The 19,813-nt window shown below is 69.7% G+C and carries 19 protein-coding genes; 7 read left to right on the forward strand and 12 right to left on the reverse strand.

From position 1 onward, the window contains the following. The first annotated feature begins 50 nt into the window (after positions 1 to 50). The 4 genes from ygfZ to JWS13_RS17820 all read left to right on the forward strand — a co-directional run bounded on the left by ygfZ (position 51) and on the right by JWS13_RS17820 (position 3,169). Complete coding sequence (gene ygfZ, locus JWS13_RS17805) at positions 51 to 1,172, forward strand: CAF17-like 4Fe-4S cluster assembly/insertion protein YgfZ (RefSeq protein ID WP_206006810.1); 1,122 nt, start codon at positions 51 to 53, stop codon at positions 1,170 to 1,172. Continuing rightward, positions 1,169 to 1,837, forward strand: coding sequence for an MOSC domain-containing protein (locus tag JWS13_RS17810; protein WP_206006811.1), 669 nt, complete (start codon positions 1,169 to 1,171; stop codon positions 1,835 to 1,837). The genes ygfZ and JWS13_RS17810 overlap by 4 nt, the downstream gene beginning before the upstream one ends. Continuing rightward, positions 1,834 to 2,787 carry an asparaginase gene (locus JWS13_RS17815; protein WP_206006812.1) on the forward strand — a complete coding sequence of 318 codons (954 nt, stop codon included), beginning with the start codon at positions 1,834 to 1,836 and terminating at the stop codon, positions 2,785 to 2,787. Before JWS13_RS17810 ends, JWS13_RS17815 begins: the two co-directional genes overlap by 4 nt. A 181-nt stretch (positions 2,788 to 2,968) precedes the next feature. Then, positions 2,969 to 3,169, forward strand: a complete 201-nt coding sequence (locus JWS13_RS17820; protein ID WP_005244376.1) for a DUF3073 domain-containing protein — start codon at positions 2,969 to 2,971, stop codon at positions 3,167 to 3,169. Positions 3,170 to 3,281: 112 nt separating this feature from the next. Here the strand turns inward: JWS13_RS17820 and purM are convergent, their stop codons facing one another. The 9 genes from purM to JWS13_RS17865 form a co-directional block, all read right to left on the reverse strand. Continuing rightward, the gene (purM, locus tag JWS13_RS17825) at positions 3,282 to 4,361 is read right to left on the reverse strand and encodes a phosphoribosylformylglycinamidine cyclo-ligase (RefSeq protein ID WP_124392587.1); all 1,080 of its coding nucleotides are present in this window, start codon (positions 4,359 to 4,361) and stop codon (positions 3,282 to 3,284) included. A gap of 120 nt (positions 4,362 to 4,481) precedes the next feature. Then, a complete protein-coding gene (gene purF / locus JWS13_RS17830) occupies positions 4,482 to 6,065 on the reverse strand; it encodes an amidophosphoribosyltransferase (protein WP_206006813.1) in 1,584 nt (527 codons plus the stop codon). Between the two features lie 213 nt (positions 6,066 to 6,278). Beyond that, entirely contained in the window at positions 6,279 to 6,665 is a 387-nt protein-coding gene (locus JWS13_RS17835) for a sterol carrier family protein (protein WP_206006814.1), read from the reverse strand. A gap of 4 nt (positions 6,666 to 6,669) precedes the next feature. Further along, entirely contained in the window at positions 6,670 to 7,314 is a 645-nt protein-coding gene (locus JWS13_RS17840) for a CPBP family intramembrane glutamic endopeptidase (protein WP_206006815.1), read from the reverse strand. Next, positions 7,311 to 9,080: an alpha/beta hydrolase gene (locus JWS13_RS17845; RefSeq protein ID WP_124392583.1), complete on the reverse strand. Its 1,770-nt coding sequence runs from the start codon at positions 9,078 to 9,080 to the stop codon at positions 7,311 to 7,313. The genes JWS13_RS17840 and JWS13_RS17845 overlap by 4 nt, the downstream gene beginning before the upstream one ends. A 3-nt stretch (positions 9,081 to 9,083) precedes the next feature. After that, complete coding sequence (gene purL, locus JWS13_RS17850) at positions 9,084 to 11,369, reverse strand: phosphoribosylformylglycinamidine synthase subunit PurL (RefSeq protein ID WP_206006816.1); 2,286 nt, start codon at positions 11,367 to 11,369, stop codon at positions 9,084 to 9,086. A gap of 143 nt (positions 11,370 to 11,512) precedes the next feature. Then, positions 11,513 to 12,796: a M18 family aminopeptidase gene (locus JWS13_RS17855; protein WP_206006817.1), complete on the reverse strand. Its 1,284-nt coding sequence runs from the start codon at positions 12,794 to 12,796 to the stop codon at positions 11,513 to 11,515. Positions 12,797 to 12,821: 25 nt separating this feature from the next. Next, positions 12,822 to 13,175, reverse strand: a complete 354-nt coding sequence (locus JWS13_RS17860; protein ID WP_206006818.1) for a VOC family protein — start codon at positions 13,173 to 13,175, stop codon at positions 12,822 to 12,824. A 40-nt stretch (positions 13,176 to 13,215) separates the two neighbouring features. Next, positions 13,216 to 14,421 carry a macrolide family glycosyltransferase gene (locus JWS13_RS17865; protein ID WP_420855010.1) on the reverse strand — a complete coding sequence of 402 codons (1,206 nt, stop codon included), beginning with the start codon at positions 14,419 to 14,421 and terminating at the stop codon, positions 13,216 to 13,218. 93 nt (positions 14,422 to 14,514) lie between these two features. Between JWS13_RS17865 and JWS13_RS17870 the strand changes: the two genes are divergently transcribed. Continuing rightward, a complete protein-coding gene (locus JWS13_RS17870) occupies positions 14,515 to 15,105 on the forward strand; it encodes a TetR/AcrR family transcriptional regulator (RefSeq protein ID WP_206006820.1) in 591 nt (196 codons plus the stop codon). A 7-nt stretch (positions 15,106 to 15,112) separates the two neighbouring features. Here the strand turns inward: JWS13_RS17870 and malQ are convergent, their stop codons facing one another. Continuing rightward, entirely contained in the window at positions 15,113 to 17,218 is a 2,106-nt protein-coding gene (malQ, locus tag JWS13_RS17875) for a 4-alpha-glucanotransferase (protein ID WP_206006821.1), read from the reverse strand. Between the two features lie 195 nt (positions 17,219 to 17,413). On the opposite strand from malQ, the gene JWS13_RS17880 reads away from it, so the two are divergent. Continuing rightward, the gene (locus tag JWS13_RS17880; RefSeq protein ID WP_206006822.1) at positions 17,414 to 18,061 is read left to right on the forward strand and encodes a HemK2/MTQ2 family protein methyltransferase; all 648 of its coding nucleotides are present in this window, start codon (positions 17,414 to 17,416) and stop codon (positions 18,059 to 18,061) included. A gap of 56 nt (positions 18,062 to 18,117) precedes the next feature. On the opposite strand, the gene purQ is transcribed toward JWS13_RS17880, so the two are convergent. Beyond that, the gene (purQ, locus tag JWS13_RS17885; RefSeq protein ID WP_206006823.1) at positions 18,118 to 18,795 is read right to left on the reverse strand and encodes a phosphoribosylformylglycinamidine synthase subunit PurQ; all 678 of its coding nucleotides are present in this window, start codon (positions 18,793 to 18,795) and stop codon (positions 18,118 to 18,120) included. Further along, entirely contained in the window at positions 18,792 to 19,031 is a 240-nt protein-coding gene (gene purS / locus JWS13_RS17890) for a phosphoribosylformylglycinamidine synthase subunit PurS (protein WP_005244409.1), read from the reverse strand. Before purS ends, purQ begins: the two co-directional genes overlap by 4 nt. Positions 19,032 to 19,162: 131 nt before the next feature. On the opposite strand from purS, the gene JWS13_RS17895 reads away from it, so the two are divergent. Continuing rightward, positions 19,163 to 19,810: an MBL fold metallo-hydrolase gene (locus tag JWS13_RS17895; protein ID WP_206006824.1), complete on the forward strand. Its 648-nt coding sequence runs from the start codon at positions 19,163 to 19,165 to the stop codon at positions 19,808 to 19,810. Positions 19,811 to 19,813: the final 3 nt, after the last annotated feature.

Here is a 19,813-nt window from a genome sequence, read left to right on the forward strand (position 1 = left end):
ATCGACCCTGCTGACCGCCACCCGAGGTCCATGGTCCCTAGACTGGGTTCGTGGTCGACAAACTGCCCGTCTCACCCAGTCCACTCGTCACGGCCCCGGGCGCGGTCCCTGCGCCCGAAGGCTCCCCCGACGCCGGCGTCGCCTGGCACCACGGCGATCCGCTCGGCGAACAACGCAGCGCCGAGCGTTCCGCGGTGGTCGTCGACCGCTCCCACCGGTTCGTCATCGCGATCAGCGGACCCGAACGACTCACCTGGCTGCACACCATCTCCAGCCAGCACGTCGCCGCACTCCCCGACGGCTCGAGCGCCGAGAACCTCAGCCTCGACGTCAACGGCCGCGTCGAACACCACTTCGTCCAGACCGACCTCGACGGCGTCACCTGGATCGACACCGAAGCCGACCGCGGACCCGACCTTCTCTCGTTCCTCACCAAGATGGTGTTCTGGTCCAAGGCCGAGCCCCGCGACGGCAACGAACTCGCCGTCCTCAGCGTGATCGGGCCCGACGCCACGGCCGTCCTCGACGCCGCCGGGGTCGCCGCGCCCGCCGAGCCGTACGCCGCGGTCGCGGTCGCCGGGGGCGGATTCGTCCGCCGCATGCCGTGGCCGACCGCCGACTCCTTCGACCTGCTGGTCCCGCGGGAAGGTCTCGCGACCTGGTGGGGCCGGCTCACCGCCGCCGGCGCCGCCCCCGCCGGAACGTGGGCGTTCGAGGCACTCCGGGTGGCCGCCGTGCGTCCCCGGATCGGGCTCGACACCGACGACCGCACCATCCCGCACGAGGTCCGCTGGATCGGCGGTCCCGCCGAGCACGGCGCCGTCCACCTCGAGAAGGGCTGCTACCGCGGCCAGGAGACCGTGGCCCGCGTCCACAACCTCGGCAAGCCGCCGCGGCACCTGGTCCTGCTGCACCTCGACGGCAGCGCCGAGGGCAGGCCGGAACCGGGTGACCCGGTGACGGCGGGCGGCCGCGCCGTCGGACGGATCGGCACGGTGATCGACCATCACGAACTCGGCCCCATCGCGCTGGCCCTCGTCAAACGGTCCATCCCCACCGACACCGAACTGGTGACCGGACCGTGCGCGGCGTCCATCGACCCCGACTCCGTGCCCGTCGACGACGCGGTCCAGGCCGGCCGCGCCGCCGTCGACCGGCTCCGCGGCCGGTGACCGGGACGACCGCGGCGGCCGGCGAGGTGCTGGCCGTCTGCGTGCTGCACACCGAACGTGACAGCGGCACCCGGCGAGTGACCCGCACGGCGATCGACAAGCGGCCCGTCGACGGCCCGGTGGCCGTCACGACCACCGGACTGGCCGGCGACCGCGTCTGCGACACCGAATACCACGGCGGGCCGTTCAAGGCCGTCTACGCGTACCAGGAGGACGAGGCGCAGCGCTGGGCGTCGGAGCTCGGCCGCGTACTGCCCCCGGGATGGTTCGGCGAGAACCTCCGGGTGGACGGCATCGCCGCGAGCGACGCCGTGATCGGCGAGCGCTGGCGGATCGGCACCACCGAACTGGAGGTGGCCGGCCCCCGGACGCCGTGCGGCACGTTCGGCGTGTGGGCCGCCGAGCCGAGATGGGTCAAGCGGTTCTCCGAGCGCGGCGACACGGGTGCGTACCTGCGGGTGGTGACCGAGGGCTCGATCACCGCAGGCGACGCCGTCCACCGCATCCACGTGCCCGGCCACGGCGTCACCGTGCGCGACCTGTTCACCGGCCGCGACCCGGAACGGTTCGTGGCACTGCTCGAACAGCAGGAGAACCTCGCCCCGACCGTCGCGGACAAGGCCCGCCGACGGATCGCCGGACTGGAAGTGCAGGTCACGTATTGAGCATCGAACTGGTCGAGGTCGTCCGTTCCGGATTCCGTGAGTGCGTCCACCGTGGTTCCGCGGTGATCCTGAGCGCCGACGGCGAGATCGCGCTCGCCCTCGGCGAGGTGCACACGCCGATCTACCCGCGGTCGTCGAACAAGCCGTGGCAGGCCGTGACGATGCTGCGGAACGGCTTCGAACCGATCAGTTCCGAAGAGCTCGCGATCGCGACCGCATCCCACGAGGGCGAGTCGGACCACGTCGAACTCGTCGAGCGGCTCCTCGACCGGTACGGCCTCGACGAGGACCAGCTCCGGTGTCCCGCGGATCTGCCCTCCAACGAGCTCGCGCGGGCCGAACTGCTGGCCGCCGGGGAACTCCCCCGCCCGGTGTACATGAACTGCTCCGGCAAGCACGCGGCGATGCTGGCCACGTGCCTGACCGCCGACTGGCCGCTGGACAGCTACCTGGAGCCGACGCACCCCCTGCAACTCGCCGTCGTCGAGACGCTCGGCTCGATCAGCGGCGACGTCGACGCCGAACTCGGCATCGACGGATGCGGGCTGCCGATCGTCCCGCTGTCGCTGACGCACCTGGCGCGGGCATTCGCGCGGCTCGTCACCGGCGAGCCCGGCTCCCCCGAGCTCGCCGTCGCCGACGCCGTCCGCGAGCACCCGTATCTCGTCTCGGGTACCGGCAAGGACGACGCACGGCTGATGCCGGTCGTTCCCGGGCTCCTGACGAAGGCCGGCGCCGACGGGGTCTACGCGGGCGCGCTCCCCGACGGCTCGGCGTTCGCGCTGAAGATCGACGACGGTCACGAACGGGCCCGGTTGCCCCTCGCCGCAGCGCTTCTGCACCGGATGGGCGCCGAATGGACCGAGGATCTGGCGGCCCTCGCATCGCAGCCCGTGCTCGGCGGCGGCGTCCGGGTGGGGACCGTCCGGGCAATTCCGGGAGTCTTCTGAAGTCGAATTCCCGGCATCGGGGCAGTTCGCGACCTCGATGAGACTAAACAGACACCGGTTCGGGGTGTGGATGGAAGCGCGAGGGACTTTTCCACGCTAGAGTGTGGGGCAGGAACTTACACACTCAAACGGGGCCGCCAAATTCCCCAGGCCGCCCCGCGAAAGCGCGAGGGGGTCAGCCATGGGCCGCGGCCGGGCTAAGGCAAAGCAGACCAAGGTTGCACGCGAGCTGAAGTACAGCGTACCGACCACGGATTTTGACAGCCTGCAAAGAGAGCTCTCAGGTGGGTCGTCCAACTCGCATCGGGACGAGGTCTTCGCTGACCAGCGTGCCGACAGGGAGGGTCACTCCCGGGAGGACGACGACGACTGGCGGCGCTGAGATCTGAAGACACAGAAATGAGGGGGAGCCGATACCGGCTCCCCCTCATTTCCACATCTTCAGCCGGTCGGGGCCACTAGCTCGCCCCGTTCCGACAGACGGCGACCGATCCTTAGAACCTCGGGTGATCGCCGGCGAGCAGTGCGCGCTCGGCGGACACGTCGTGCGACTTCTTGATGCTGCCCAGCGTCCAGCAGTCGATGTGCCGCGCCGTCAGGACGGCCAGCGCACGATCGACGTCCTCGGGCGCCACGATCGCAACCATGCCGACGCCCATATTGAACGTCTGCTCCATCTCGGCCCGCTCCACGCGTCCGCGCTGCGCGATCATCGCGAAGATCGGAGCGGGGCTCCAGGTGCCGCGATCGAGTTCGGCGACCAGACCCTTCGGCATGACCCGCGCGAGGTTGTTGGCCAGTCCACCGCCGGTGACGTGGCAGAACGTGCGCACGTCGGTCTCGGCGGCGAGCGCCAGGCAGTCCTTGGCGTAGATCTTCGTGGGCTCGAGCATCTCCTCGCCCAGCGTGCGGCCGAATTCGTCGACGTGCGCCGTCAGGCTCATGTGATCGATCTCGAGCAGCACCTTGCGGGCCAGCGAGTAACCGTTGGAATGCAGACCGGACGAACCCATCGCGATCACGACGTCGCCGGGGCGGACCCGGTCGGGGCCCAGCACCTGATCGGCCTCGACCACACCGACACCGGTCGCGGACAGGTCGTAGTCGCCGTCCGCCATCACACCGGGGTGCTCGGCCGTCTCGCCGCCGAGCAGCGCGCACCCGGCCTGGATGCAGCCTTCGGCGATGCCGCTGACCAGTTCGGCGACCCGCTCCGGGACGACACGCCCGACGGCGATGTAGTCCTGCAGGAACAGCGGCTCGGCGCCGCAGACGACGAGGTCGTCGACGACCATCGCGACCAGGTCGAGGCCCACGGTGTCGTGCTTGTCGAGTGCCTGGGCGACGGCGAGCTTAGTGCCCACACCGTCCGTGGACGCCGCGAGCAGCGGCTCCTTGTAGTCCCCCTTGAGCGAGAACAGTCCCGCGAATCCACCGAGACCACCGAGAACCTCGGGACGGCTGGCGCGCTTGGCCAAGGGAGCGAAGAGTTCCACCGCCCGATCGCCTGCGGCGATGTCCACTCCTGCGGCGGCGTAGGACGCGCCAGGGCGACTTGTCGGATCCTCGGTCATGTGGTTGTTACTCCAGCCTTCTGTTGCTCGTCAAAATCGTGTCGGTCGGGCAATCGAGTGCTGTGATTGCGTCCTTACGGTACCGGAGTACGTTCCCCGGCCGACTCCCGATGTACCGGCCTACGGCCGACTGAGGGCGTTCGCGTTGTCGTTCTCCCGCGTCGCGGGACCGCCTGCCGCGCTCTCGAGCATTCCCTCGAGAACGTTCTTTCCGATCGACGTCTCCGTGGGGAGCGCGATGGGGTACGTGCCGTCGAAGCAGGCCGCGCACAGTCGCGACGCCGGCTGCTCGGTGGCCGCGATCATGCCGTCGGTGGAGATGTAGCCGAGAGTGTCGGCGCCGATGGAGCGGCGCACCCCTTCGAGCATCTCGTCGAAGCTGCCGGGCTCGCCGCTGCCGCCCGCACCGTTGGCGATCAACTCGGCCGGGGAGGCGAAGTCGATGCCGTAGAAGCAGGGCCACTTGACCGGCGGCGACGCGATCCGGACGTGGATCTCCAAGGCGCCGGCCTCGCGGAGCATCCGGATGAGCGCGCGCTGGGTGTTGCCGCGGACGATCGAGTCGTCCACCACCACGAGGCGCTTGCCGCGGATGACTTCCTTGAGCGGATTGAGTTTGAGGCGGATACCGAGCTGACGGATCGTCTGCGACGGCTGGATGAAGGTGCGGCCCACGTAGGCGTTCTTCATCAGACCCTGGCCGTACGGAATGCCCGACCCCTGCGCGTACCCGACCGCGGCGGGAGTGCCCGATTCGGGGACCGGGATGACGAGGTCACCCTCGGCGGGGTGCTCGGTGGCCAGGCGGCGGCCGATCTCGACGCGGGTGGAATGCACCGACCGTCCGCCGATGACGCTGTCCGGACGCGCCAGGTACACGTACTCGAACACGCAGCCCTTGGGCTCGGGGTTCGCGAAGCGGGAGGAGCGGACGCCGTCGGCGTCGATGGCGAGGAGTTCACCGGGCTCGATGTCGCGGACGAACGACGCGCCCACGATGTCGAGTGCGGCCGTCTCGCTGGCCACCACCCAGCCGCGGTCCAGTCGTCCCAGGCACAGGGGACGGATGCCGTGCGGGTCACGCGCCGCGTAGAGCGTGTGCTCGTCCATGAACGTGAGGCAGAACGCGCCGCGCAGCGTCGGCAGCAGCTTCATGGCTGCCTGCTCGATGGTGCTGTCCGTCGCGGCGTGCGCGAGGAGGGCGCCGACGACGTCCGAGTCGGACGTGGCACCGCCGGGACGCTTGTCGTTGACGAGGCCCGCCGAACGGGCGCGCTGCGCCAGTTCCGCCGTGTTGACGAGGTTGCCGTTGTGACCGAGGGCGATGCCGCTGCCCGCGGCGGTGGTGCGGAAGATCGGCTGCGCGTTCTCCCACGTGGTCGAGCCCGTGGTGGAGTAGCGACAGTGCCCGACGGCGACGTGACCGGGCATCGCTGCCAGGGTCTGCTCGTCGAACACCTGGCTGACCAACCCGAGGTCCTTGAAGACCAGCACCTGCGAACCGTCGGCGACGGCGATGCCCGCCGCTTCCTGACCACGGTGCTGCAGAGCATAGAGCCCGTAGTAGGTGAGTTTCGCCACATCCTCTCCCGGCGCCCAGACGCCGAAGACTCCGCATTCTTCGCGGGGCTCGTTCTCGTCCTCGTCGGACGGGTTCGAAGAGAGAAGATTAGGACTGTGGACCGACAGATCGGCTCTGGTCACCGGGGTGCTCCCTGGGGATGGGCGTGTGAGGGGCAAGGTCAGTCTACGTGCCCGCCGCCGCGGCTTCGCCCACGGTGCCGTTCCAACCGGCCGGACTACCGGACGACGGGCCGAAAACAGATCGGTTCCGGCATCGATCAGCGCCGTCGAGGTGTGATGGGCATCACTTCGCGTGCAGGTCCGATGCCGCGCGGCGTCGAGGCCGTCGGGTGACTACACGCGCAGCAGCGGCAGCCAGTGCGCGATCTCCCCGGCGCGGCTCCCCGACACCGACACCCCGCCGCCGGAGGTCGCGCCGTCGAACTCCAGCAGTCCCGTCACCAGCAGCAGCCACGTCCGCGGATCGGTCTCCACGACGTTCGGCGGGGTGCCGCGGGTGTGCCGGGGACCCTCGATGCACTGGACCGCGACGAACGGGGGAACCCGCACCTCCACGCTCGAACCGGGTGCCACCTGCTCGAGCGTCCGCGCGCTGAGTCGCACCGCTGCCGCCAGCTGGGTGCGGGACGGCTTCTCCTCGGTGTCGCCGCGCAGCCACGGGCCGACCTCGAGTACGGCGGCCCTCAGTTCGGCGGGATCTACGGCTCGACGCGACGGCATGCGCTCAATCTACTGTGCGGGCCCGCGCGACCTCGGCGGCCACCACCCCGCCGACGTTGACCGAAAGATGCAGCAGTGCAGGAGCTACGACGCTGCCGCTGCGCCGTCGCAACCACTCGAACAGCAGCGCGGAGGAACCGGTGAGCAGCACGCTCGCGGCGATCGGGTCACCGGCGACCCGGGCGGCGCGCACGTGCCACAACCCGAACGTCACGGCGTGCAGGGCGTATGCGGTGGCAGGCGTCCAGCCCCGGCGCAGCATGGCGGACAGGACGCTGCGGAACAGCAGTTCCTCGTGCACGACGGTCCCCACCGGGATCCGGAACCCCACCCAGCCGGCGACATCGGTGACGCTGTCGCCTGCTGGAATCCGCCTGCGTGCGGCGGGCACGCTCAGCGCGACCGCGTATCCGGCGAGCGGGACCACCGACACGACGGCGCCGGACCGCAGCCCGGACCGCACTGCCGACCCGGACAGCCCGAGTTCGTCGACGCCGTACCCCGCGGCCCGCGCAGCTCCCACGACCGACAGTCCGAGCGCGCCGCCCGCGACGGCCCGCCCGTACGGGCCGAGCCCCGAACCGGGCAGCACCACGTTGTTCCACAGCACGGCCGCCGCCGCACCGGCCACGGACGCGAGCCTGCTCACTTCTCCGGACCCTCCGACCCTGCCAGGGATTCGAGGGTGGACCGGACGCGTTCGGTGTCGGCGGGCGTCCACCCCTCGGGCTGCGCGACGGTGATCCAGCCGTCGAGGACGAGGGTCCCGTAATTGTGGCCGTGCCCGTCCGGCACCCCGGCGGCATTGGTGAGGTCGGCGGACACCTGCCAGAACGTCACGAACGGAAACCATTTCATCGACGGCGAACGATCGTCACCCGGCGGTTCCTTCAACCAGTCGGGCCGGGTGAACGCGAGGTCGGGCGACCACCACACGACGGGATCGGACGGGTGCTGGACGTACAGGATGCGCGGCGACAACCACTCCCCCGGGTCTTCGACCATGTCGGCGGAGTCGTCGGCGAACCGCACCACCAGGCCCGCCGCGTACTCGGGGTCGACCTCGGGAGTGCCCGGGTCGCGGCGCTGAACCAGCTGACCCCACAGCCGGTTCGAGTTGGGCGGCCCGACCCACAGCACGCCGTCGACGGTCTGCCGGATGTCGCTCAGTGTGTCGAAGGCGCCCTCCCCGGCCTGGGTGCCGAGACTTTCGCCGTAGACGAGCAGCTTGGGTCGGGTCGCCTCGGGTTCCTGCAACCACCGTTCGTGCACCCGGTCGATCAGCAGCTTTCCCGCCTCGGCGGCCTTCTCCCGGTCGGCGAGGAACGAGATCCAACTCGGCAGGAACGAGTACTGGCCGGCGACGAGCGCCGTGTCGCCGTTGTGGACCAACTCGATCGCCTGCGCCGCAGTGGGATTGACCCAGCCCGTGCCGGTGGTGGGGATGACGACGAGGACCTTGCGGGAGAACGCGCCGGTCCGCTCGAGTTCGTCGATGACGATGTCCATGCGTTCGTCGGGGTCCTCGGCGGTCTCGAGTCCGGCGTAGACCCGGATCGGATCCTTGGCCGGGATGCCGTTGGCTGCCGTGAGTTCGTCGGCATCGAGGCCGCGGGACACGAAGTTCCGGCCCTCGTACCCGAGGGTGTCCCAGGGCGCCAGCGACTCCGGGCTCCCGGACTTCTCCGGGTCGAGCGGCTGCTCGACGCCGTCGCGAGTGGTCGAATTCTGCAGGCTGAACGCCGCGTTCGTGGCCGCGTAGATGCCGCGCATCAGGACACCGTCGACGAGCAGGAAGAACAGCACCGTCACGATGAGGATGCCGACGGTGGTGGCCGTCGGGATCGCGAGGTGCCACCGCCGGATGAGTCGTCCCGCGATCCACCGCACCAGTTCACGCGCCAGCCGCCACGCCGAGATGATCGCCGCACCCACGAGCAGGCTCAGGCCACCGGTGCGGATGTAGCCCGTGGTGGTGGTGCCCTCCGCCCCCATCAGCGCGGCGAGTTCACGCTGCCACGCCGCGGAGTACGCGAGCATCACGAGACTCACCGACACGCACGTCACCGTCACGAGTACGCGCAGGCCCGTGGACCACGGCTCCGGCAGCGGCCACCACGACCGATTCTTCAGGACGTAGCGGCGGACCAGCCAGCCGATCGCCGTGCCCACCGCGTAACCGATCGCGGCATTGATGCCGCCGATCAGCCCCTGGAACAGCCAGTCGCGGGGCAGCAGCGACGGCGTCAGCGACCAGCAGAAGAACAGCGTCGCGAACGCGATGCCGGTGAAGTCGAGGCGAAGGAAACGCCAGGTCCGATCGAGTCGGGGACCGTGGAGGAGTGCAGGATCGACTAGCCGCGAGAGTTCCCGCGGCCCCCTGTCAACCCTCTCCAACGCCCCCGATTCGACCATTCATCACCCGAACAATGCCGGCAGAGTTCCCTCGAACGTCGTGCGCAGTTCGGCGAGCGAGACCGAGAACTGGCCCTGGACCTCGACGGAATCGGAGCCCTCGTCGACCACACCGATGCGCACCCACGGGAGGTTACGGGCCGTGCACATACCCGTAAAGCGAGTTTCCTCGGTGCGCGGGACCGCGACGAGCACCCGGCCCGAAGACTCCGAGAACAGGGTGACGAACGGATCTGCGTCGTCGGGAAGCAGGATGCGGCAGCCCGTCTCCCCGGCCAGCGCGGCCTCGACGACGGCCTGCGCGAGGCCACCCTCGGACAGGTCGTGCGCCGCGGACACCAGTCCGTCGCGGGAGGCCGCGAGGAGGATGTCGGCCAGCAACTGCTCCCGGTCGAGGTCGACCTTCGGCGGCACGCCGCCGAGGTGGCCGTGCTCGACCTGCGACCAGATGGACCCGTCGAACTCGTCGCGGGTGTCGCCGAGCAGGATCAGCGTCTCGCCCGGTTCCAGTCCGAGACCGGTGGGGATGCGGCGGTGCACGTCGTCGATGACGCCGAGCACGGCCACCACCGGGGTGGGCAGGATCGCGGTGGAACCGGTCTGGTTGTAGAAGCTGACGTTGCCGCCGGTGACGGGGATGCCGAGCTTCGCGCAGCCGTCCGCCAGACCGCGGACGGCCTGCTGGAACTGCCACATGACGCCCGGGTCCTCGGGGGATCCGAAGTTCAGGCAGTTGCTGACGGCTTTGGGGGTGGCGCCGGTGACGGCGACGTTGCGGAATGCCTCGGCGAGTGCGAGCTGCGCACCGGTGTACGGGTCGAGCGAGGTGTAGCGGCCGGACGCGTCGGTGGCGAGCGCGATGCCGCGGCCCGTCTTCTCGTCGACGCGGATCACACCGGAGTCGGCGTTCTCGGCGAGGACGGTGTTGCCGCGCACGTAGCGGTCGTACTGCTCGGTGATCCACTTGCGGCTGCACAGCGCCGGGGACGCGAGCATCTTCAGCAGCGTCGCCTTCAGTTCGTCGGCGGACTCCGGGCGCTTCAGGCCGGCGGTGGTGTTCGCGACCAGGGCGTCCTGGCTCGCGGGACGCTGCACGGGGCGCTCGTACACGGGGCCCTCGTGGGCGACGGTGCGCGGCGGCACGTCGACGACGGTCTCGCCGTGCCAGGAGATGGTGAGCCGGTCGCCGTCGGTGACCTCACCGATGTCGGTGGCGAGGACGTCCCACTTCTTGCAGACCTCCATGAACGCGTCGACGTTCTCGGGGGTGACGACCGCGCACATGCGTTCCTGCGACTCGCTGGACAGCACCTCGGCGGCGGTCATGCCGGTGGCCCGCATCGGGACCTGCTCGAGGTTGATGTGCATGCCGCCGTCGCCGGCCGCGGCCAGCTCGGACGTGGCGCAGGACAGCCCGGCGCCGCCGAGGTCCTGAATGCCGACCACGAGCTTCGCGGCGTACAGCTCGAGACAGCACTCGATGAGCACCTTCTCGGTGAACGGGTCACCCACCTGCACGGCAGGCAGCTTCTTCCGGCCGGTACCACTTTCGTCGCCGTCGAACGTCTCCGACGCCAGCACGGACACGCCGCCGATGCCGTCGAGGCCGGTGCGCGCACCGAACAGGATGATCTTGTTGCCGGCGCCGGACGCGAACGCGAGGTGCAGGTCCTCGACGCGCATCGTGCCGGCGCACAGGGCGTTGACCAGGGGGTTACCGGCGTACGACTCGTCGAACACGGTCTCGCCCCCGATGTTGGGGAGGCCGAGCGAGTTGCCGTAGCCGCCGACACCGCGCACGACACCGTCGACGACGCGACGGGTGTCGGGGGCGTCCGCAGCACCGAAACGCAGCTGGTCCATCACGGCGATGGGCCGCGCGCCCATGGCCATGATGTCGCGGACGATGCCACCGACGCCGGTGGCCGCGCCCTGGTAGGGCTCCACGTAGGAGGGGTGGTTGTGGCTCTCGACCTTGAACGTGACCGCCCAACCGTCGCCGATGTCGACGACGCCGGCGTTCTCGCCGATGCCCGCGAGCATCGAGGACCGCATCTCGTCGGTCGTGGTCTCACCGAAGTACTTCAGGTGCACCTTGGACGACTTGTAGGAGCAGTGCTCACTCCACATCACCGAGTACATCGCGAGCTCGGCCTCGGTGGGGCGCCGGCCCAGGATCTCCTTGATGCGGGCGTACTCGTCGTCCTTGAGACCCAGCTCCTTGAAAGGCTGTGCGACGTCGGGGGTCGCGGTGGCGGCGGTGACGGTATCGACCGGGTGTGCTGACACTGGAGGTGGGGTCCCTTCCCTACGGGAGTCAAGAGAGGCAAGCCGGGAGTCACGGTCGGCGCAAGCCGGGTGGCGACGAGCCGTACGTCAGTCTATCCGGCGGCTCGTTCCGGCACCGACCTGGCGCTCCTCGCCCCTCCCCGTCACGCCGTCGGTGTGAGGAAGGCCGCAAGAGCGTCGGAATAGGCACGCACGTCACGAGCGCCCATCAGCTCCCGAGAGGAATGCATTCCGAGCTGCGCGGCGCCGACGTCGACGGTGCTCAGCCCCGTCCTGGACGCGGTGATCGGGCCGATGGTCGAACCGCACGGCAGATCGGCCCGGTGCACGTACCGCTGCAGCGGCACACCGGCCTGATCGCAGGCGAGCGCGAACGCACCGGCCCCGGCCGCGTCGGTGGCGTAGCGCAGGTTCTGGTTGACCTTGAGCACCGGTCCCCCGTTGACGGCGATGTGGTGGGCGGGCTCGTGCCGGTCCGGGTAGTTGGGGTGGGTCGCGTGCGCCATGTCCCCGGACGCGCAGATCGACCCCGCCATCGTCTGCAGGAATTCTTCGCGACCACCTCCGCGACCGAGGACGATGCGCTCGAGGACGGTGCTCAGCAGATCGGAGAATGCGCCCCGATCGGACATGCTCCCCACCTCCTCGTGGTCGAACAGCGCGAGCACCGGCACCTGATCCCCGGGACGTTCGGCCGCCGACAGCAGCGCCTGGGTGCCCGCGTAGCAAGTGCCCTGGTTGTCGAGCCGCGGCGCGCTGACGAGGTCCTGTTCGGTTCCGACCAGGGCGCTGGGCGCGAGATCGTGGGTCATCAGTTCCCACCCGAGCACCGCGTCGGCGGGCACCTCCGCCCGCTCGGCGACGAAGTCGATGAACGACCGGCGTTCGGTGCCCACACCCCACACCCCGTTGAGGTGACGCTGTGGGTCGAGGTGCACGCCCTTGCGGTCCTCGGACAGGTGGATCGCCAGTTGCGGGACGCGCAGGATCGGGTCGTCGACGCGGACGAGCTTCTCCTCCACCGTGTTGCCCGCCCGCACGCTCAGCCGACCGGAGATGCCCAGGTCGCGGTCGAGCCACGAGTTGAGCCACGCGCCGCCGTACGGTTCGAGACCCACCAGCTGCCACCCCGCCGACGAGAGGTCGGGGTGCTGCTTGACGCGCAGGTTCGGGCTGTCGGTGTGCCCGCCGACGATGCGGAACGGCGCCGTCCGGCCCACCCCCTCGGTGCTCCATGCGATGAGGGATCCACCGCGCACCAGGAAGTACCGGCCGGGCTCGCCGGGCCACGAGTCGGTCTCGTGCAACTCGGTGAAACCGTTGCCGGTCAGCAACATCGACACCGTCGCGCACACATGGAACGGCGACGGTGAGGCATCGACGAAGGTGCAGAGTCCCTGGGCGTCGGCCCACGTGGTGGAAGGCATGGGGTCAATCATGCAGGACCCGCTGTCACGGGTGGGGATCCGAGACGCAGAACTGGTTGCCGTCGGGATCGGCGAGCGTGACCCATCGGAAACCGCCCATCTCGTGCTGCGCGACCTCCGTCGCGCCGTCGGCACTCAGCCTGCCGATCTCGCCGTCGAGGTCCTCGGACGCCAGGTCGAGGTGGATGCGGTTCTTCCCCGGAGTGGGATCGTCGACCTTCTGGAACGCCAGCTTCTGGGCGGAATCCGGGAGGGCGACGACGTAGAACCAGCCGTCGTTCTCCTGCTCGATCGTGCCCGCCGTCTGCTTCGCCCACCACTTCGCGAGCGGCCCCGGGTCGGTGGTGTCGAACGTGATCATGCCGAGTGTGAGTGCCATGCCCGCAGAGTAGACGTGACCACCGACACGGTTCGCGGCTTCACAGGAACTCCTCGACGACCCGGACGGCGGCGTCCACTCCACCGGCAGAACGCAACTCGGCGGCGAGCTCCGCGCTGCGGCGACGGACCGGCTCGGCGTCGACCCGGGTGAGCGCGTCCCGCAATCCGGCCGCGGACACCTCCGAACTGTCCACGCGCACCGCCACTCCCGCGGCGACGAGCGCGTCGGCGTTCTCGAACTGGTCGGTGGCCTGCGGCGCGGCGATCATCGGGGTCCCCGTGAACATGCCCTCGCTGGACCCGCCCATGCCGGCGTGGGTGAGGAACGCGTCGGCCTGCCCCAGGATGTCGAACTGCGGCACCCAGCGGTGGACCTCGACGTTGCCGGGCACGGTGCCGAGTTCGCCGACGTCGACGTGCTGCCCGATCTGCAGGACGACGTGCCAGCCGTCGAGGTCGCCGAACGCCTCGATGCAGCGGCGGTAGAAGTCGGCGTGATCGGTGAACGCGGTGCCGAGCGAGACGAGCAGCACCTTGCCCGCGCCCGCCGGGCGCTCCCACCGGCCGTCGGCGGACCGCCGGGTGGGCAGCGCCGGTCCGACGAACGTGTAGACGTCCTCGTTCACGCGGTCGGCGTTGGGCTGCATCGATTTCGCGATCAGCACCACCGCCCGGGCCGGGCGCCCGTAGAACTCGTCCGGGTCGGTCTCGACCCCGTTGTCCCGCAGCAGTTTCCCCTGCCGTTCGTACAGTGCGGCACCGCGCGGGTCGGCGCGCATGGTGTCCACGAACGATTTCATGTCGTCCTCGTAGCCCTCCCAGGCCACATACGTCGGCGACAGTTGCACGATCGGCACGCCCCATTCCTCGGCGAGGACGCGGGCGGGACCTCCCGCGATGTCGTAGAGGAACAGGTCGGGGCGGTCGTGCTCGTACAGCCTCCGCAGTTGCGGCAGCATCGACTCGTACTCGGCCTGGAACAGGGTGAGGTGATCGATGGTGTCGCCGTCCCAGGACTTCCCGGACTCGTCCGCCGCGCCCGCGGTGTTCACGCGCGGCAACGTCGAGGCGTACTCCTTGAATTCCGCCCCGGTGCTCTCGACGACGTCCCTCACGGCGGCGTCGTTGGCGTACGTCACGCGATGCCCGCGTGCAACGAGTTCTCGGAGAATCTCCAGGCTGGGGTTGACGTGCCCGGGCGCCGGGATGCTGACCATGGCGATGTGTGAGCGGGTCATCTTCATCCTTTCGAGACGGAACGGTCCGTCTCGCTACATGGTGACATCGGGCCGCAGGCGAGTCAAGACGATACGTCTCGTCTGATCTAGGATCCGTTCATGCCATCCGCCGACAATCCCCGCCGATCCGAACGGTCCCGGGGCGCGATCCTGCAGGCCACCCAGGAGCTGATCCGCGAGCAGCCCTACGCGAAAATCAGCATCGAAGGCATCGCCGCACGCGCGAAGGTCGGAAAGCAGACCATCTATCGCTGGTGGCGGTCCAAGGGCGCACTCGTCGTGGACGCCCTGCACGAACAGAACGCGGCCGGCGCCGAGGAAGCCCTGGCCCTGCCCGACACCGGTGACCTCGCCGCCGACATGAGACTGGTGCTGCGCGCCACCGTCGACGAGTTCACGTCTCCCGATTTCGAACCGCTGTTCCGGGCGCTGTCCATCGAATCGCTGCAGGACACGGCCCTGCGGGAACAGATCGTCGAACGGATCTACCGGCCGCAGTTCGAGTTCGTCGCCGCGCGGTTCCGCTCGGCACAGGACGCCGGGCAGGTGCGGTCCGACGTCGACGTCGCGCTGGCCTTCGAGTTGTTCATGGCACCGATGTTCTACCGCTGGCAGTCCGGAGCCCACCCCCTCACCCACGAGCACGCGGACGCCGTCGTCGACCTGGCGATGCGCGCCCTCGCACCCTGAATCCAGGTCAGCGAGCGTCCTCGACGAACCCGAAATCGCCGTGCGCGAGGTCCTCGACGTGGACCACGCGCCCGGACGCGTCGGCCAGGGGGATCTTCCAGTTCGAATACTGGGTCTCGTCGGTACCCGGCTGATTCTGGATGCGGTACTCCCCCACCAGGTCGGCGAGCGCGACACCCGACAGCAGCGACGGACTCCGGGCGATCAGCCGGTACAGCGCCTTCACGGTGTCGGGGATCGACGCGTCGTCCGCCAGCAATCCGCGGTCGCGCGCCAGTTGCAGGACGGCCTCACGCTGGTGCGCGTCGTGTTCCTTCTCCAGTTCGAGGTCGCGTTCGAGGAGCCCGAGCCGTGACCGCAATTCGATGTGCTCGCCGGCGAGGTAGCCGGCGGTCGGCGGAAGGTCGTGTGTGGTCACGGATGTCAGGCACAGCGTCCGGTACTCCTCCGGCGGCGTCGGCCGCTCGCCGTCGTGTTCGAACCACAGGATCGAGGTCCCGAGGATGCCGCGCTCGGCGAGGTAGTCCTGCACCGCGGGTTCGAACACCCCGAGGTCCTCGCCGATCACCACGGCGCCTGCTCGCTCCGCCTCGAGCGCGAGGATCCCGATGAGCGCCTCGTGGTCGTACGTGACGTACGTTCCGTCGGCGGGCGTCTGCGCGTCGGCGGGGATCCACCACAGCCGGAACAACCCCAGTATGTGGTCGACCCGCAGGCCGCCCGCATGCTTCAGGACGGTGCGCAGCATGTCGCGGTACGGGGCGTACCCCAGTTCCGCCAGCCGATCCGGCCGCCACGGCGGCTGATTCCACTGCTGGCCCTGCTGATTGAAGTCGTCGGGAGGAGCGCCGACGGTAATGCCCTCCGCCAGAGCCGTTCCCAGCGACCACGCGTCCGCACCCCCGCGCTGCACGCCGACGGCCAGATCGTGCACGATCCCGATGTCCATGCCCGCCGCGCGGGCCGCGGTCTGTGCGGCGGAAAGCTGTTCGTCGCACACCCACTGCAGCCACGAGTAGAACTCGACCCGCGGCGCGAGCTTGCGCCGCTGCGCCTGCACCCAGTCGCTGTCCGGTGCTTGCGCTTTCGTCCGCCACCGGGGGTCGTCGGGCGGCAGTTTCTCGGTGAGCGCGCACCACGTGGCGAAGTCCCGCAGGCCGTCGCCCTCGACGCGGCAGAACTCCTCGAACGCGTGCTGCCTGCTCGGGCTGCGCTCGACCAGGAAGATCCGTTCGAGCACCCGGAGTTTGGCCCGGTACGACGGGTTGCGCGCTATCCGGTCGGACCGGTCGTTCGCCCGCGCGAATCGCGCTGCGGCGTCGCGCATCCGCGCATGACGTCGCGTCGACAGGTACGCCGTCTCCGGGATGTCCTCGACGCGGATGTACAGCGGATTGACGTAGCGGCGGGTGGTCGGCAGGTACGGCGACGCCTCGATCGGGGGCCGGGGCTGCGCCGCATGCAGCGGATTGACGAGAACGTAGTCGGCGCCGTGGACGGAACCGAAGATCGACGCGAGATCCGCGAGGTCGCCGAAATCCCCCACACCCCACGAACGACGCGACCGGATCGAGTACAACTGCGTGAGCACACCCCACCGCCTGCGGTCGCGCAGAGCGTCGGACGTGGTCAACCGCGCCGGCGTCACCACGAGCGTGCACGACGAGGAGGTGCCCGCAGTGGATGCACGGACCGTGTGCCACCCGCACGGAACCCCGGAGGGCACGGCGAATGTCGCGCGCCCCACCAGAACACCGTCGACCTCCCGCGGATCGACCCACACCTGGAGTTGGCGGGCCCGGACGGTCCCGCCCGACTCGGTGTCGATGGTGACGTCCACGTTCTCGCCGTGCGGGACGTGGACCACGAAACGGGTCTCGGATCCGTCCGTTCCGACGACGACGGGCGGCAGCATCCGCCGCCACGGCGCCACCTCGCACTCGGACAGGGCGCGCCGCACCTCGTCCTCCGTTGTGGCGGGGACGTCGAGCGCTGCGAGGACGCTGCGGAGCGTGTCGTCTCCCACGTCGTGACGCTGCTTGTCCCAACCCTGGTACGACGTCGCCACCCCGTGCCGGGCCGCGAGATCACGCAACTGCTCGGTGTACGTCACCCGTCGATCGTGCCAGTTCCCCTCGGGTTCCGCGCGTCTTCCGGACCGCCGCCGGGGCCGTCGGACCCGACTGCGTGATTGGCGCCGCGGCGCTTGGGGTAACTGTTCGGTAATCAGACGCACGGCGTCCACGGTGAGCGCCCGGTGGCACTCGGTTGGTGTACGCCGATGCGCCCGGCAACCGAGGAGTCTTCAATGCTGCTACGTCTTCCCGGAGTCTATCGCCCGCAACACGATACGCAGTTGCTGGCCGGTGTCCTGGCGGCGGAGCCACTCGGTCCCCACTCCCGGGTGCTCGATCTGTGCGCCGGGACCGGTGCGCTGAGCGTGGCCGCCGCGGCCGCCGGTGCGGGCAGGGTGACCGCGGTGGACGTGTCGAGGCGGGCGGCGATCAGCATCCGGCTCAATGCGCTCGCCCGCGGGCACCGGATCCGGGTGATCCACGGAGACCTCACCGAACACGTCCGCGAAGATCGGTTCGACCTCGTCGTGTCCAACCCGCCGTACGTCCCGGCGCCCGTCGACACCGTGCCCGACCGCGGTCCGGCGCGCGCCTGGGACGCGGGAAAGAATGGTCGCGCGCTGCTCGACCGGATCTGCCTCCAGGCCCCCGACTTGCTCGTCGACGGCGGGGTTCTGCTACTGGCGCAGTCCGGCCTGAGCGGAGTCGAGAAGACGCTGACGATGCTCGAGGAACAGAACATGACGGTGGACGTCGCCGCGACGGCCGAGATCCCGTTCGGACCCGTCCTCGTCGAACGGCGGGAGATGCTCGAGCGTCGAGGGCTCATCGAGGCCGGTCAGACGCTCGAGGAAATCGTGGTGATCCGCGCCGTCAAATAGGCGCGGGAGCCCGGGCGGCGCCGTGCGTGGCCGAGGCCCGCACGGCGCCGATCGGATCAGGCGGAGATGACGCTGTCGAGCACGGAATAGAACATGCCGAGTCCGTCGTCGCTGGGCCCGGTGAGGGCTTCGGTGGCGTGCTCGGGGTGCGGCATGAGGCCCACCACGCGGCCGTTGGCCGAAGAGATGCCCGCGATGCCGCGCTGCGAACCGTTCGGGTTGTCGCCGACGTAGCGGAACACCACGCGGCCCTCACCCTCGAGTTCGTCGAGGACGTTCGCCGAAGCCTGGTAGCGGCCCTCGCCGGACTTGAGCGGGATGAGGATCTCCGCACCCGTCTCGTAGCGGGACGTCCACGCCGTCGACGTGGCCTCGACCTTCAGCCACTCGTCGCGGCAGATGAAGTGCAGGCCCTCGTTGCGGGTGAGCGCGCCGGGCAGCAGGCCCGCCTCGCACAGAACCTGGAAGCCGTTGCAGATGCCGAGGACGGGCATGCCGCCCTGCGCGGCCTGGACGACCTTGCCCATGACGGGCGCGAACCGCGCGATGGCGCCGCACCGCAGGTAGTCGCCGTAGGAGAAGCCACCGGGGACGATGACGGCGTCGACACCCTTGAGGTCGGCGTCGCCGTGCCACAGGCTCACGGCCTCGCCGCCGGCGAGGGTCACCGCGCGGGCGGCGTCGACGTCGTCGAGGGTGCCGGGGAAAGTGATGACTCCGACGCGGGCGCTCATGCTTCGACGCGCCTCACGGTCCAGTCCTCGATCACCGTGTTGGCCAGCAGGGCCTCGGCGATCTTCTCGAGCTGAGCGTCGTCGACACTGCCGTCGACCTCCAGCTCGAAGCGCTTGCCCTGACGGACATCGGAAACTCCAGCGAAGCCGAGCCGCGGCAGCGCTCCGACAATGGCCTGCCCCTGGGGGTCGAGAATCTCGGCCTTGGGCATGACTTCGACGACGACACGGGCCACGTGCTGCTCCTTGTAGTAGTGCGCGAGCCCAGAGTGGAACACCGGGCACCCGGAAGTTTACCGGGCTACCTGCCTGCGGTTCGCATCGGACGAACGGGACGAGCCATGCGTGCAGGCGCATACTCGAATTCATGCGACTGACTCACTTCGGCCACAGCTGCGTCCTCGTCGAGTTGAACGGTTCCACCATCCTCTTCGATCCGGGCAACTTCTCGCACGGATTCGAGGGCATCACCGGACTGGACGCGATCCTGGTCACCCACCAGCACCCGGACCACGTCGACCAGCAGCGACTGCCCGCCCTCGTCGAGGCGAACCCCGGCGCGGCGCTGTACTCCGACCCGCAGACCGCGGCGCAACTCGGCGGCGCATGGACGGGGGTGCACGCCGGCGACGAATTCGACATCGGCGACGTGCACGTCACCGGCACCGGTGGGGCGCACGCGGTGATCCACCCCGACATCCCGGTGATCGACAACACGGCGTTCCTCCTCGGCGACGCCACCAACCCGGCCCGGCTGATGCACCCCGGCGACTCCCTGTTCGTCCCCGAGCAGAAGGTCGACGTGCTGGCGCTGCCCGCCGCCGCGCCGTGGCTGAAGATCTCCGAGGCCATCGACTACCTGCGCGCCGTCGCACCGCGGGTCGCGGTGCCCATCCACCAGGCGATCATCGCGAACGAGGCCACCGGCATCTTCTACGGCCGCTACACGGACATGGCGCCCGAGGGCACCGAGTTCCGCACGATGCCGAGCGAGTCCAGCGTCGAGGTGGCCTGACGG

Source organism: Rhodococcus pseudokoreensis (assembly GCF_017068395.1).
Classification (GTDB): domain Bacteria; phylum Actinomycetota; class Actinomycetes; order Mycobacteriales; family Mycobacteriaceae; genus Rhodococcus_F; species Rhodococcus_F pseudokoreensis.